A 14653-nucleotide genomic window follows, 5' to 3' on the forward strand; every position below is an offset into this window, starting at 1 on the left:
ACTTCAATTTTCGATTCAAAAAAAAAACACATGAGAAAATTACTTCTAACAATATCATTATTTTCATCATTCACTTTTGCTCAAATTCAGAAAGTAGAGCCAATGTTTTGGTGGAAAGGAATGAAAAATCCTGAGCTTCAGATTCTAGTTTATGGGAAAAATATTAGTACATATAATTTAGAATTATCTGACAATGTAAAAATAAAAGATATTCAGAAAACAGAGAATCCAAATTATGTTTTTGTAACAATTAATACAAATGAAGTGAACAAATCTTCATTTAAAATTAATATCAAAAATAAAAACAAAGTTGTTGATTCTTACACGTACGAATTAAAAAATCGCGAAGCTAATTCTGCCAATAGAAATTCTTTTACATCAAAAGATATTGTTTATCTAATTATGCCAGATAGATTTGCTAATGGGGATGAAAGTAATGATTCTAAAAAAGAATTAATAGATAAAGCAAATAGACAGATTCCAGACGGAAGACATGGTGGTGATTTACGTGGAATAATAAATAATATAGATTATATACAAAATTTAGGTGCAACTGCTGTTTGGTTAACACCTGTTAACGAAGATAATCAAAAACAACACTCATATCATGGTTATGCTCAAACAGATTTATATAAAATAGATGCACGTTATGGTACAAATGAGGATTACCGTGAATTATCTCGTCAATTAAACAAACGTGGCATGATGTTAATTCAGGATTATGTAACGAATCATTGGGGTTCTTTACATTGGTTAATTCAAGATTTACCTGCCAAAGATTGGATTCATCAATTTGCAGACGGAGACAATGGTTTTAAACGTTCTAATTATCGTACAACAGCACAATTTGATTCTAATGTAGCTGAAATTGATAAAAAAGAAGCTTTAGATGGATGGTTTGATAGTACAATGCCCGATATGAATCAATCAAATCCTTTGGTTGTTAATTATCTTACACAAAATGCTATTTGGTGGATAGAATATGCAGAACTTGGAGGAATGCGTGTCGATACTTATCCTTATAATGATAAAGTAGGAATGGCAAAATGGGTGAAAGCAATTACAGACGAATATCCAAATTTTAATGTTGTTGGGGAAGCATGGATGCACTCACCTGCGCATATTGCTTATTGGCAAAAAGATTCAAAAATAGCAGAAATAGATAATTATAATTCTTATTTACCATCTGTTATGGATTTTCCTCTTTTTGGAGCAATCCCAAAGGCAATTACAGAAGATGAATCGTGGGATAAAGGAATGATTAGAATCTATGATAATTTTACAAACGATTTTCTTTATCCAAATGTAAATAACATGTTTGTTTTTATGGAAAATCATGATACAGAGCGTTTCAATGAAATTATAAATGGAAACATAAACGATTATAAATTAGGATTAACATTAATATCTACTGTTCGTGGAATTCCACAGGTTTATTATGGTTCTGAAATTGGAATGCGTGGAGATAAAAGTAAAGGTGACGCTGCAATTCGTCAAGATTTTCCTGGAGGGTGGAAATCGGATAAACAAAATGCCTTTACAAATGATGGTAGAACTACAGAACAAAAACAATTTCATGATTTTACTGCAAAAATCTTTAATTGGAGAAAAAATAAAGAAGTAATTCATTCAGGGAAAACAAAACATTTTATTCCACAAAATAATGTTTATGTGTATTTTAGATACAATGATAACGAGTCTGTTATGGTTGTTATGAATGCTAATACAGAAAAGCAAACATTAAAATTAGACCGTTTTTCAGAAGCTTTAAATGGATTTACTTCTGGAAAAGATATCATATCTAACAAAAATATCTCTGTAGATACAAACAATACAATTTCTATTGATGGAAAAACATCAATGATTATTGAATTAAAAAAATAAAACAAAAACACAAGAATAATGAAAAACTTCAAGTTTATATTAGGATTAGGAATTGCAATGATGAACATTGCCTATGGACAAGAATTGAAATCCCCTGATGGAAATTTCGTGATGGATTTTTCTTTGTCTAAAGATGGAAAACCTACTTATCAATTACGATACAAAGGTAAAGATGTTGTAAAACCAAGTCATTTAGGATTTGAGTTTAAAACAACTCATAAAGAAATGGATTTTGCAACTCAGCAAAGAGTAGAAGATGAAAAAGCAAAAGACATTGCAAATTTTTTATCTGGTTTCGAAATAGTAGATACAAAAACATCAACGTTTGATGAAACTTGGGTTCCAGTATGGGGAGAAGTAGATAAAATAAGAAATAATTTTAATGAATTAGCTGTAACAGTATCTCAACCAAAAACAGACCGTCAAATGGTTATTCGTTTCAGAATGTTTGATGATGGATTAGGTTTCCGTTACGAATTTCCTGAACAAAAGAATTTAAAATATTTTGTTATTAAAGAGGAACATTCTCAATTTGCTATGACAGGAGACCATACAGCTTTTTGGATTCCTGGAGATTATGATACGCAAGAATATGATTACACAGAATCTAAGTTAACAGATATTAGAGGTTTATTTGATAAAGCATATATTGGTAATGCATCTCAGAAAGCATTTTCTAAAACAGGGGTACAAACAGCTCTTATGATGAAAGCATCAAATGGACTTTACATCAATTTACACGAAGCAGCATTGATTAATTATCCAGCAATGAGTTTAAATTTAGATGATAAAAATTTAGTTTTCGAATCTTGGTTAACACCAGATGCTTTAGGAGATAAAGGATATTTACAAGCTCCTTTCAATACACCTTGGCGTACAGTAATTGCAAGCGATGACGCACGTGATGTTGTTGCTTCTAAAATGACATATAATTTAAATGAACCATCAAAAATAAAAGATACATCTTGGATAAAGCCAGTAAAATATGTAGGTGTATGGTGGGAAATGATTACAGGAAGAGGTTCTTGGGCGTACACAGACGATTTTCCTACAGTAGAATTGGGTGTTACGGACTATTCTAAAGCAAAACCAAATGGAAAACATGCAGCAAATACAAAGCATGTAAAAGAATATATAGACTTTGCAGCTGCCAACGGATTTGATGCTGTTTTAGTAGAAGGATGGAACGAAGGATGGGAAGATTGGTTTGGAAATCATAAAGATTACGTTTTCGATTTTGTAACTCCTTATCCAGATTTTGATGTAAAAGAATTAAATACTTATGCAAAATCAAAAGGAGTAAAAATTATTATGCATCACGAAACATCAGGTTCTATACGCAATTACGAAAGACATATGGACAAAGCATATAAATTTATGCAAGACAATGGTTACAATGCAGTAAAAAGTGGATATGTAGGTGATATTGTTCCTCGTGGAGATTATCATTATAGTCAAAATGTGGTTAACCATTACCAATATGCATTAGAAAAAGCAGCAGAATATAAAATTATGGTTAATGCTCACGAAGCAGTACGTCCAACAGGAGTAGCACGTACATGGCCAAACTTAATAGGTAATGAATCGGCTCGTGGAACAGAATACCAAGCATTTGGTGGTTCAAAACCAAATCATGTAACTATTTTACCATTTACACGTTTGTTAGGAGGACCAATGGATTATACACCAGGTATTTTCGAAATGGATATAAAGAAAATGAATCCTAATAACGAATCACACGTAAATTCTACATTAGCAAACCAATTAGCATTGTATGTTACAATGTATTCTCCATTACAAATGGCTGCTGATATTATAGAAAATTACAATAGATTTCCAGATGCATTTCAGTTTATAAAAGACGTTCCGGTAGATTGGCAAGACAGTAAATATTTAGAAGCTGAACCAGGAAAATATTTAACAGTTGCTCGTAAAGATAAAAAATCAAATAATTGGTTTGTAGGAAATGTAAATGGAGAAACACCACGTACAACAAAAATTAAACTCGATTTTTTAGATAAAGGAAAAAAATACGAAGCAACAGTTTATACAGACGCTAAAGATGCACATTACAAAACAAATCCACAAGCCTATAAAATAGAAAAGAAAAAAGTAAATTCTAAATCTACTTTAGATTTAACTTCTGCTGCAGGAGGTGGTTTTGCAATAAGTATAAAAGAAGTAAAATAAACAAGTTCTAATTAATATTTGGGCGACCGAGCGGGCTTTCTGCTTTATCTTTTGTATAGGATGTTTTCGATACAATCTCAACATTCCTATACAAAAGGATATCGCTGTCAATCCCTGTCGCAAAAAGAATACAAATTTCTATTGTGCGTTAGGGATAGTAGAGGAAATCCTTTTCTTATTGTAAAATAAAACTTCTATGATTTTTTGTTATCAATCCCGAAGTTACAATAAGAAAAGATTGCAACGAATAGCCCGACCAAAGGGAACGCCCAAATTTATATTTTCAGTTTTTATTTTTATTACATTTTTGAATGTTTTAGGATTAATCAATTCAATTAAAAATTAATAAAATCGGATAAATAAATTGTAATAAACATAGCTGAATAAATAAACCTTAAAAATTGTGTATGAAAAAAATAATATTCTCACTTGGAATCACTTGCTTGTTTTTATCTTCTTGTTCTAAAACAACGCTACAAGGAACACAAGAAAATAAAGGATTAGAGAAACAATCTTTTACTTGGAATGGAGCTAATATTTATTTTTTGTTGACAGACCGTTTTAATAATGGTGACAAAACCAATGATGTAAATTATGGTAGAACAAAAAAAACAGCGAAGTTAAGAGGTTTTGAAGGGGGAGATTTCCGAGGTATTATCAATAAAATACAAGATAATTATTTTTCTGATTTGGGAATAAACGCTATTTGGATGAATCCAATTGTGGAGCAAATTCATGGAGATGTAAACGAAGGTCAAGGAACAACGTATGGTTTTCATGGGTATTGGACAAAAGATTGGACAGCCATAGATAAAAACTGGGGAACAGAAAATGAATTGCAGGAGTTGATAAGCAAAGCACATGCAAAAGGTATTCGCATTATGTTGGATGCTGTTATTAATCATACTGGACCTGCTACTGATGTAGATACTGTTTTTCCTTCGGATTGGGTTCGTCTTTCACCACAATGTACCTATCAATCGTATAAAACTACAATAGAATGTACATTGGTAGAAAATCTTCCTGATATTCTTACAGAATCGGAAAATGATGTAATGCTTCCTCCTCAATTAATAGAGAAATGGAAAAAAGAAGGTCGTTTGGAGAAGGAAGTGGGAGAACTGAATTTATTTTTTGCAAAATATAATTTTCCAAAAGCGCCAAAATACTATATAATTAAATGGCTTTCAGATTATATAAGAAAATATGGAATTGATGGTTATCGTGTAGATACAGTAAAACATACTGAGGAAGAAGTATGGAAAAAATTTGCAGAAATTTGTCAAGATGCTTTTACAGAATACAAAACAAATAATCCGACAAAGGTATTAGATAATAATAAATTTTTCTTGATAGGTGAAGTTTATAATTATACAATAAATGATGCACAAGAGTTTCAATTCCCAGACAAGAAAGTAAATTATCACAATAATGGTTTTGATGCTTTAATTAACTTTGATTTACGTTCTACTCAGAAAGAAACATTTCAAAAAGTATTTAATCGTTATAATAATGTTTTACAAAATGAAATGGGGGGTAAAACGGTTATGAATTATATTACTTCACATGATGATGGTTCTCCATTTGATAAGACAAGAGAAAATGCTTGGGATGCGGGTACAAGATTGCTACTAACACCAGGGATTTCACAAGTATACTATGGTGATGAATCTGCACGTCCTTTAGAAATAGAAGGAGCAGAAGGAGATGCTAATTTACGTTCATTCATGAACTGGGATGGAATAAAATCGGATAAAGACAAAAAAGCATTACTTCTTCATTTTCAAAAATTAGGACAATTCAGAAGAAATCATCCAGCTGTAGGAGCAGGAAAACAAAAAGATTTGCAGGATGAACCTTACATTTTTTATAGAAATTATAATAACGATGAGGTAATTATAGCATTAGGATACTCTAATGAACAGAAAAAAATTAAGGTAGCTGATTTTTGGAAAGAAGGAACAAAAGTAAAAGATTTTTATTCAGGAACAGTTTCAACTGTAAAAGACGGTTTTGTTCTATTGAATACAAATTTTGATATTGTTTTATTGGAAAAAATAAAATAAAAAAACACAGAAAATGATAAAAAAAATAATAGGTTTTAGTTTTATAGCTGCTCTGATTTTAACTAGTTGTAATGCTAAAAAAGAACAAAATAAAGAAGAGGTTGCTGTAAATAATGGGATTATTACTCCTTATACAGCAGAAATGGCTGAAAATGCAGTGATTTATGAAGTAAATATTCGTCAATTTTCTCCAGAAGGAACTTTTGCCGCGGTTACAAAAGAGATTCCTAATATTAAAAAATTAGGTGTTAAGATTTTGTGGTTAATGCCAGTTTATCCGATTGGAGAAAAAAATAGAAAAGAAGGTTTAGGTTCTTATTATTCTATAAAAGATTATAGAGGAATTAATCCTGAATTTGGTTCTGCCGAAGATTTAAAAAAACTAATAGAAGAGGCACATAATAATGGTATTTATGTTGTGTTGGATTGGGTGGCAAACCATACAGCATGGGATCATCCTTGGATAAAACAACATCCCGATTGGTATGAAAAAGATAAAAATGGAAAATTACAATCTCCTTATGACTGGACAGATGTTGTAGCATTGGACTATAATAATAAGGAAATGCGTAAGCAGATGATCGCTGATATGAAATATTGGTTAGATGATTTTAAGATAGATGGATTCCGATGTGATATGGCACATGAAGTACCTACAGATTTCTGGGAAGAAGCTAAACCACAACTAGCTGATGGTAAAGATATTTTTATGTTAGGTGAAACAGAAAATACAGATCTTTTAGTAAATGCTTTCGATGTGGCTTATGGTTGGGAATTGCATCATATTATGAATGATATTGCAAATGGAAAAAAAGATGTTTCTGCAATAGATGTTTATATGGATTCTATTCCTAAAAAATGGCAAGCTGATGATTATAAGATGATATTTACATCCAATCATGATGAAAATTCATGGTCAGGATCAGAATATGAAAGAATGGGAGATGCTGTAGAAACATTTGCTGCTTTATCGTATGCTTTACCAGGAATTCCATTAATATACAATGGACAAGAAGAAGATTTTAAGAGACGATTAAAATTCTTTGTTAAAGATTCTATTGACCGTAATCCTAATGCTAAAATGAGAGGTATTTATGAAAAATTAGGAGAACTTAAAATAAATAACCTTGCATTTAATGGGGCAAAAAAAGCAGCTTCGTACGAACGTTTAAAAACATCTGATGATAAATCTATCTTAGCTTTTAAACGTAAAAAGAATACTACCGAAGCATATTTTATTGCTAATCTTACAAAAGATGAAAAAAGTGTAGTTATTCCTATAACTGGCGTTTATAAAAGTTATATGTCAAATACAGAAATTACATTAGATGCAAATACAAATCTAAAATTAAAACCTTGGGAATATTTAATTCTAGTAAAATAATTAATAAAAAAAGTGAATCAATTTTGATTCACTTTTTTTATTAATACATTTCTAAATTAAGCTTCAATAAATTCTAAAATATCTTTATTAATTGTTTCATGCTCTGTAGTAGGCATTCCGTGAGGAAAACCAGGATAAGTAATTAATTTTCCATTTTTTAATAATTTTGCAGATTTTATTGCAGAATTTTCAATTGGAACAATTTGATCATCTTCACCATGCAGAACCAAGACAGGTATATCTACAGCTTTTAAGTCTTCAGTAAAATCAGTTTCCGAAAATGCTTTTATTCCATCATAATGAGCTACTATTCCACCCATCATTCCTTGTCTCCACCAATTTCTTTGTATACCTTCTTTTACATCAGCACCTTCTCTATTATAACCATAGAAAGGAAAAGTTAAATCAATATAAAATTGGTTTCTATTGTTTAGAGTTTGCTCTCTTATATTATCAAAAACTTCGATTGGAACACCATCAGGATTACTTTCACTTTTCACCATTATTGGAGGAACAGCACTAATTAAAACAGCTTTCTTAGCACGACCTTTAGAATACTTGTTTACATAGCGAATAACTTCTCCGCCTCCAGTAGAATGACCAATGTGAATAACATCTTTTAAATCTAAGAAATCAACTAATTCCGCTGCATCAGCAGCATATTGCTCTATAGTGTGATTATAAATATTTTGGCTAGAACGACCATGACCTCTTCTATCGTGAGAAATTACTCTGTAACCTTTTTGAAGAAAGAAAATTACTTGTGCATCCCAGTCATCTGATGATAATGGCCATCCATGATGAAACATTAATACAGGTCCTTCTCCTTGGTCTTTATAAAAAATCTCTGTTCCGTCTTTTAATTTTAATGTACTCATTGTTTTAAATTTTTATGTTTGTTATTAATTTATTTCTTTAGCAAATGTATTGTGGATAAATCTTGTAGAAATTAATCTAGTTTAATTTCGTACAGTTTTTAAAAAAAATTAGAAATTACTTTCAATTTGGGCAGCTATTTCCACCTTCCGTTCCCAATCTTTTTATTCTACTTCTTATAATAAAAAGGATTTCCACTCAAGTTGGGCTGCATACTATTTATTATTTAAAAATATTTTCAATAAAATATAATAAGAAATTTCACTATAGGCTAGGGCTTTTTTTCTAATAAAAACTACTATATTATTTATGTATTTGATTTTAAGTTGTGATTTTATAAATCAATTTTAAAGTATCTTTCTTTTGGATAATTCTTATATAAATGAGTCTGTAAAATGAGATGTTGAATTTGTATTAATATTATTTTCTTGAATTTGAAAAAAACTTGTTTTTATTAAACTAGTTAAATGTACAGCATTTTTAGTCACTATAAATTTGTCATATCAAAATTAAAAAACGAATAAAATGGAAAATAGAATATTAGGACTGCATCATATTACAGCAATAGCAGGAAATGCAAATAGAAATTTAGCTTTTTACACTCAAGTTTTAGGAGTAAGATTAGTAAAGAAAACAGTAAACTTTGATGATCCAGGAACATATCACTTTTATTTTGGAAACGAAGAAGGAACTCCAGGGACTATTTTAACTTTTTTCCCATGGGAAGGCATTGGTAAGGGAATAAATGGTTCAGGTTTAGCCACGCATATAGGATATTCAGTACCAAAAGGGAGCCTAGAATTTTGGAAAAGTAGATTACAACATTTTAATATAAATGTAGAAGAAGCTGAAATTTTCGGTGAAAAATTAATTTCATTTCAAGATCCAGATGGTCTACAATTACAATTTATTGAATCTTCAACAACAGATGATAGAAAAGTTTGGACAACGGATGACATTAAAGAAGAAAATGCTTTAAAAGGTTTTCATAATATTACTTTAACTCTGAAAAATGCAGCTCCTACAATCAAGGTATTAACGGATATTTTCGGATATAGTTTACAGAAGCATGAAGGTCAAAGATATAGATTTTCAACAGATGCTATTGAAACAGCAAATCTTGTAGATATTATTGAAAGTAATGAAATTGAAGCAGGAAAAAATATGGCAGGAACTAATCATCATGTTGCTTTTAGAGTGAAAGATGAACAAATTTTAATGGAATTTAGAGAAAAAGTAATAGCTGCAGGACTAAATATAACAACAAAAATTAATAGAGATTATTTTTACTCATTATATTTCCGCGAACCAGGAGGTATTTTATTTGAAATAGCAACTGATAATCCAGGATTTACTGTAGATGAGCCTTTGAATGAACTAGGAACTAGTTTAAAACTTCCAAAACAACACGAACCCTTACGTGAAAAAATAGAAAAAGTATTGCCGAAGTTATCATAGATCATCAAATAAATTTTAAAAGCAACATATTTTAGTAGTAAGTAAATATATTATGGAAACAACAAAATTAGTTTTAGGAAAAGTAAGAGGAGAAATACAACTTTTTTCAGACGATAAAAAAGCAGGTAAAATGGATATCTCTATCATAGGAAATAAATTAACAGTTTATCATACAGAAGTTGATGATGAATATGCTGGAAATGGTTTTGCTAAATTACTATTGAACGAATTGGTAACCTATGCTAGAGAAAATGATTTGAAAATCGTACCACTTTGTCCATATGTTTATGCACAATTCAAACGTAGTCCGGAACAATATGATGATGTTTGGTTTAAAGAAGATAAATAATATTATTTACTAAGAATTAATTATCCAACAGAAAAATACAAATAAAATGAATCATATTTTAGATATAAAAACAGGAGGAAAATCATTGAATGAAGCTGAAAAAGTTTTAATAATGATTCATGGAAGAGGTGGAAGTGCACAAGATATTTTGAATTTATCGAAACATTTGAATGTAAACGAGTATGCTTTATTAGCTCCACAAGCTACAAGTGGAACATGGTATCCTTTCTCTTTTATTTCACCAGTAGAGCAAAATGAACCTTGGTTGTCATCAGCTATAGAAACTATTGAAAAAACGGTTCAAACTGTTTTAAATGCAGGAATTAAAACTGAAAATATTTACTTTTTTGGATTTTCACAAGGAGCTTGTCTTACATTAGAATTTTTAGCAAGAAATGCTCAGAAATACGGAGGAGTAGTTGCAATTATTGGAGGACTAATTGGTGAAGAGATAAATCGTAGAAATTATAAAGGAGATTTTGAGCAAACTCCAGTTTTTTTAGGAACAAGTAATCCAGATTTTCATGTTCCTGTAGAAAGAGTATATGCAACAAGTAATATCTTGAAAGAAATGAATGCTAATGTTACAGAAAAAGTCTATCTTAATTTTGGACATTCTATAAACCAAGAGGAAATTGAATTGGCTAATTCTATTGTTTTTAACTAATCATGTATCGAGTAATCAATTTTTAATATTTAGTATAAAAAAATAAAAAATTATGCACGAACAACTTTTATTAATTCTTGGGCTTTTAATTGTGGTTATGCTTTTGGTAATGCTAGCACAACGCATCAGAATTGCTTATCCTATATTTTTGGTATTGGCAGGTTTTGGTATTAGTTTAATACCCGGAACTCCAGTTTTAAAACTAGATCCAGATATTATTTTTCTAATTTTTTTACCACCATTATTGTATGAAGCAGCTTGGTATACTTCATGGAATGATTTCTGGAAATGGAAACGAACTATAGGATTGTTGGCTTTTGGATTAGTTTTTTTGACTTCTATTGTCGTAGCATTTGCTTCACAGGCATTAATTCCTGGTTTTACATTAGCGATGGGATTTTTATTGGGTGGAATTGTTTCTCCACCTGATGCAATTGCAGCAACAACAGTTTTAAAAGGTTTAAAAGTTCCAAAACGCACAATTGCAATGTTAGAAGGCGAAAGTTTGATTAATGATGCATCATCACTTATCGTTTTTAGATTTGCTTTAGCTGCTGTAATGACAGGAATATTCTCGATGCAGGAAGCAACAGGACAATTTTTTCTAGTAGCAGGAATGGGAGTTGTAGTTGGAATTGTAGTTGCACATATTTTTTATGCTATACATAAATTCTTACCTACAACTCCTGCAATAGATGCTGCATTAACAGTTATTACTCCTTACATTTTATTTTTGACTGCAGAACATTTTCATTATTCAGGAGTGATGGCTGTGGTGAGTGGAGGATTATTTATGTCGTTTCGCTCGCATGAAATTTTTAAAACAGGAATAACTAGAATAAATATGACAGGAGTTTGGAATACACTAATTTTTGTAATGAATGCTCTTGTTTTTGTATTGATTGGTTTAGAACTTCCTGATATTATAAATGGTTTAGGCGAAACTTCTGTCATGGAAGGAATTAAATATGGTTTAATTATTAGTTTAATTGTTATTGTAGTACGTCTTTTATGGATTTATCCTGTTGCACATGTTCCAAGATGGTTGAGTAAAAAAGTAAGAAAAGATCCAAGTCCAGGATGGAAAAATCCTTTAATTATAGGCTGGGCAGGGATGAGAGGAGTTGTTTCATTGGCTACAGCATTATCAATTCCTGTTATGATGAATAGTGATACAGTTTTTCCAATGAGGAGTTTGATTATTTTTATCACGTTTGTAGTTATTTTCATTACTTTAGTTTTTCAGGGATTAACGCTTCCATTAATTATTAAATTAACAAAAATAGGTGAAATTGATCCGATTCTTCCTCCTCATGAGCAACAAGCAAATATTCAAATTAGGTTAGATAATCTTGCAGTTAATTTATTGAAGGAAAAATATCAATCTAATATGGAGACTAATAGTTTAGTCAAGAATTTTAAGAATACGATTGAAAATGATATTGTACAGCAAAAAAGTCATTTAGAATCATTGGAAATGTGTACTAATAGACGAAATGATTTAAATGAATATAATCAGATTATGCTTGATATTTTTGCGTTTCAACGAAAGGAATTATTTAAAGTTAAGCGAGAAAAAGAATTTAGTGATGATGAAATTAGAAAAGCAGAATCTCAATTAGATTTAAATGAGCTTAAAATTACAGGAAATAAACATTTGTAATAAATATTTATTTTTTAGCCCCGATAGTAACGGCATCCTTTTTTACAAATTAAATGATATAATTTGAAAAAAAGATATAGTGGATAGCGGGAAAAAGCTTCAAATAAAATCTTTGTTTTTTGATGTTATAAAATAACTTTTTTAAAATTTGATACAATAAAAATGAAAATATTGAACTTTTTAGTGATTGGAAAAAATCAAGAGATTCTTGAAACTTTAAAAAGAATTATTGAAAATAATGAAGGTTGGAATGCAATAATAGAAAGTAATGAAAATATTTGCGAGGATTATATTAATAATAATGAAGTAGATATTGTTTTGTTGAGTTCTGGATTGAATGAAAAATTTGAAACTGAAATTAAAGTTTTTTGTCAAAATTTAGATAAAGATGTTAAAGTAATTGATCATTATGGTGGAGGAAGTGGACTTTTGAAGAGTGAAGTATATACATTTTTCCCTAATTTGCAGTAGAAAATAAATTTATGTTTCAAAATATAATTAAAAATATTTCACGGTTTGTTACTTTAACAGTACAAGAGGAAAAAATTTTTGAAGATTTGTTGACTCTTCAAAAATTCCCAAAGAAAACGCATTTACTCAGAGAAGGAGAGGTTTGTCAATTTGAGGGCATTATAAAAGAAGGATGTGTACGTACTTATTATCTTGATGAAAATGGTTTTGAAGTAACACTTTTGTTTGCTGTTGAAGATTGGTGGATTACGGATATTGATTCATTTAATAATAAAACGCCTTCAAGGATTTTTATAGAAACTTTAGAAGATACTGAAATCTATATGTTGACTCCAGAAACTAAAGAGGAATTACTATTAAAAGTTCCCAAGTTCGAGAGAGCTTTCCGAATGATGATGCAACGTTATGTAGTAACTCTACAGAATCGTTTGGTTAAAACAATTTCTCAACCAGCGACAGACCGCTACTTAGAATTCATAAAAGTATATCCTACAATTCCGCAGCGTGTAGCACAATATTATATAGCTTCATACCTTGGGGTTTCTAAAGAGTTTGTGAGTACAATAAGAAAACGATTATCAAATAGATAAAAACAATATGTTTTTAATTTATATGAATGTCAAATATGGAAATATTTGACATTTTTTTTATTAGAGTTTATTTTATTAAACTAGTTAAATGTACACGATTTTCTATCAATATATATTTGTTTTATTAAAGTCAAATAGTTAAAAACAAAAAATATTATGAAGAATACAATAAAAAATACTTTAAACAAAACATTATTAATAGGAGGATTACTTTTCTCTACTTTAATTTTTTCTCAAACTACTACATTAAATTCTAGTGTATCTACAGTTGCAGTTGGGACATCAAGAAATTGGGGAACAGTGGACGGAATTTCAATGATAGGACTAGTTCAAGGACCTTCTTCTGCAGATACTCAATTACAAGTTGCTTGTGTTTTCGAATATACAGATAATGATATTCATAGTCCACAAGCTTTACCAGCAAACTTAAATGGATTGGTACATTTAGATGAAGCTTTAAAAGGAGAATTTACAAAAATAAGACAAGCAGGTTATTTTAAAGGTCATGCTTTAGAAACGATTTTAATATCTCCTCCTAAAGGTTCTATATCTGCAAAAAAATTATTACTAATTGGTTTAGGAAATAGAAATCAATTCACTCCAGAATTGATGACTTTAGTGGGAGAAGTTGCAACTCGTGAAGCAATGAGATTGGGTGTAAGTAATTTTGCTTTTGCAAGTGATTTAAAAGATGCTGGAATAGATTCTCCTACAGCCTTAGTAGCAGAAAATGTAGTGAAAGGTATTATTGACGCAAATCGTTCTGAAGTTTATCTAAAAAAGAATAATCTCTCAGAAACAAAAAAAATAGAAAAAGTGTATTTGTTAGCTGGACCATCTTTTTTTGAAGTTGCAGGTGGCGGAATACAAAAAGCTATTGTTGATGCATTAAAATAAACTTCTAAATATATAATAAAAAAAGTCTCTTTCTAAAAAGGGACTTTTTGTTGTTATAACTAATTGTAACACTTTATTTTTATAATTGTAAAGATGTATTATATAAAAATACTATACTTAATCAATAGACTTTAGGTTCTATTTAAGTATATTTACAC

Annotated in this window: 12 protein-coding genes; 11 read left to right on the forward strand and 1 reads right to left on the reverse strand. The window is 29.9% G+C overall.

What is annotated here, in order from left to right; translation table 11 throughout:
- The first annotated feature begins 30 nt into the window (after positions 1-30).
- The 4 genes from RT575_RS07390 to RT575_RS07405 all read left to right on the forward strand — a co-directional run bounded on the left by RT575_RS07390 (position 31) and on the right by RT575_RS07405 (position 7524).
- Positions 31-1884 carry a glycoside hydrolase family 13 protein gene (locus RT575_RS07390; RefSeq protein ID WP_313579895.1) on the forward strand — a complete coding sequence of 618 codons (1854 nt, stop codon included), beginning with the start codon at positions 31-33 and terminating at the stop codon, positions 1882-1884.
- An 18-nt stretch (positions 1885-1902) separates the two neighbouring features.
- A complete protein-coding gene (locus RT575_RS07395) occupies positions 1903-4074 on the forward strand; it encodes a glycoside hydrolase family 97 protein (protein ID WP_313579897.1) in 2172 nt (723 codons plus the stop codon).
- A 407-nt stretch (positions 4075-4481) separates the two neighbouring features.
- On the forward strand, positions 4482-6140 hold the full coding sequence (locus RT575_RS07400; RefSeq protein WP_313579899.1) for an alpha-amylase family glycosyl hydrolase: 1659 nt from the start codon (positions 4482-4484) through the stop codon (positions 6138-6140).
- Positions 6141-6153: 13 nt separating this feature from the next.
- A complete protein-coding gene (locus tag RT575_RS07405; protein WP_313579900.1) occupies positions 6154-7524 on the forward strand; it encodes an alpha-amylase family glycosyl hydrolase in 1371 nt (456 codons plus the stop codon).
- 56 nt (positions 7525-7580) lie between these two features.
- On the opposite strand, the gene RT575_RS07410 is transcribed toward RT575_RS07405, so the two are convergent.
- Complete coding sequence (locus RT575_RS07410) at positions 7581-8402, reverse strand: alpha/beta hydrolase (RefSeq protein ID WP_313579902.1); 822 nt, start codon at positions 8400-8402, stop codon at positions 7581-7583.
- A gap of 523 nt (positions 8403-8925) precedes the next feature.
- Here RT575_RS07410 and RT575_RS07415 point away from each other — a divergent pair.
- From RT575_RS07415 to RT575_RS07445, 7 genes are all read left to right on the forward strand, one after another.
- Positions 8926-9858 (forward strand): ring-cleaving dioxygenase, encoded by a 933-nt coding sequence (locus RT575_RS07415; protein WP_313579904.1) that lies wholly within the window; start codon positions 8926-8928, stop codon positions 9856-9858.
- Positions 9859-9910: 52 nt separating this feature from the next.
- Positions 9911-10207 carry a GNAT family N-acetyltransferase gene (locus RT575_RS07420; protein WP_313579906.1) on the forward strand — a complete coding sequence of 99 codons (297 nt, stop codon included), beginning with the start codon at positions 9911-9913 and terminating at the stop codon, positions 10205-10207.
- A 46-nt stretch (positions 10208-10253) separates the two neighbouring features.
- Positions 10254-10874, forward strand: coding sequence for an alpha/beta hydrolase (locus tag RT575_RS07425; protein WP_313579908.1), 621 nt, complete (start codon positions 10254-10256; stop codon positions 10872-10874).
- A 52-nt stretch (positions 10875-10926) separates the two neighbouring features.
- Complete coding sequence (locus RT575_RS07430; RefSeq protein ID WP_313579910.1) at positions 10927-12537, forward strand: Na+/H+ antiporter; 1611 nt, start codon at positions 10927-10929, stop codon at positions 12535-12537.
- A gap of 162 nt (positions 12538-12699) precedes the next feature.
- Complete coding sequence (locus tag RT575_RS07435; RefSeq protein ID WP_313383541.1) at positions 12700-13008, forward strand: hypothetical protein; 309 nt, start codon at positions 12700-12702, stop codon at positions 13006-13008.
- Between the two features lie 11 nt (positions 13009-13019).
- The gene (locus RT575_RS07440) at positions 13020-13598 is read left to right on the forward strand and encodes a Crp/Fnr family transcriptional regulator (RefSeq protein ID WP_313579911.1); all 579 of its coding nucleotides are present in this window, start codon (positions 13020-13022) and stop codon (positions 13596-13598) included.
- Positions 13599-13754: 156 nt separating this feature from the next.
- Positions 13755-14495, forward strand: coding sequence for a M17 family peptidase N-terminal domain-containing protein (locus RT575_RS07445; protein ID WP_313579912.1), 741 nt, complete (start codon positions 13755-13757; stop codon positions 14493-14495).
- The last annotated feature ends 158 nt before the right edge of the window (positions 14496-14653 follow it).

The sequence above is a fragment of the Chishuiella sp. genome, from assembly GCF_032109125.1.
Lineage (GTDB): Bacteria > Bacteroidota > Bacteroidia > Flavobacteriales > Weeksellaceae > Empedobacter.

What these genes read in the sequence shown, in the direction of transcription:
- RT575_RS07390 (WP_313579895.1), top strand. Translation starts at nt 31, where the DNA reads ATGAGAAAATTACTTCTAACAATATCATTATTTTCATCATTCACTTTT.
- RT575_RS07395 (WP_313579897.1), top strand. Translation starts at nt 1,903, where the DNA reads ATGAAAAACTTCAAGTTTATATTAGGATTAGGAATTGCAATGATGAAC.
- RT575_RS07400 (WP_313579899.1), top strand. Translation starts at nt 4,482, where the DNA reads ATGAAAAAAATAATATTCTCACTTGGAATCACTTGCTTGTTTTTATCT.
- RT575_RS07405 (WP_313579900.1), top strand. Translation starts at nt 6,154, where the DNA reads ATGATAAAAAAAATAATAGGTTTTAGTTTTATAGCTGCTCTGATTTTA.
- RT575_RS07410 (WP_313579902.1), bottom strand. Translation starts at nt 8,402, where the DNA reads ATGAGTACATTAAAATTAAAAGACGGAACAGAGATTTTTTATAAAGAC.
- RT575_RS07415 (WP_313579904.1), top strand. Translation starts at nt 8,926, where the DNA reads ATGGAAAATAGAATATTAGGACTGCATCATATTACAGCAATAGCAGGA.
- RT575_RS07420 (WP_313579906.1), top strand. Translation starts at nt 9,911, where the DNA reads ATGGAAACAACAAAATTAGTTTTAGGAAAAGTAAGAGGAGAAATACAA.
- RT575_RS07425 (WP_313579908.1), top strand. Translation starts at nt 10,254, where the DNA reads ATGAATCATATTTTAGATATAAAAACAGGAGGAAAATCATTGAATGAA.
- RT575_RS07430 (WP_313579910.1), top strand. Translation starts at nt 10,927, where the DNA reads ATGCACGAACAACTTTTATTAATTCTTGGGCTTTTAATTGTGGTTATG.
- RT575_RS07435 (WP_313383541.1), top strand. Translation starts at nt 12,700, where the DNA reads ATGAAAATATTGAACTTTTTAGTGATTGGAAAAAATCAAGAGATTCTT.
- RT575_RS07440 (WP_313579911.1), top strand. Translation starts at nt 13,020, where the DNA reads ATGTTTCAAAATATAATTAAAAATATTTCACGGTTTGTTACTTTAACA.
- RT575_RS07445 (WP_313579912.1), top strand. Translation starts at nt 13,755, where the DNA reads ATGAAGAATACAATAAAAAATACTTTAAACAAAACATTATTAATAGGA.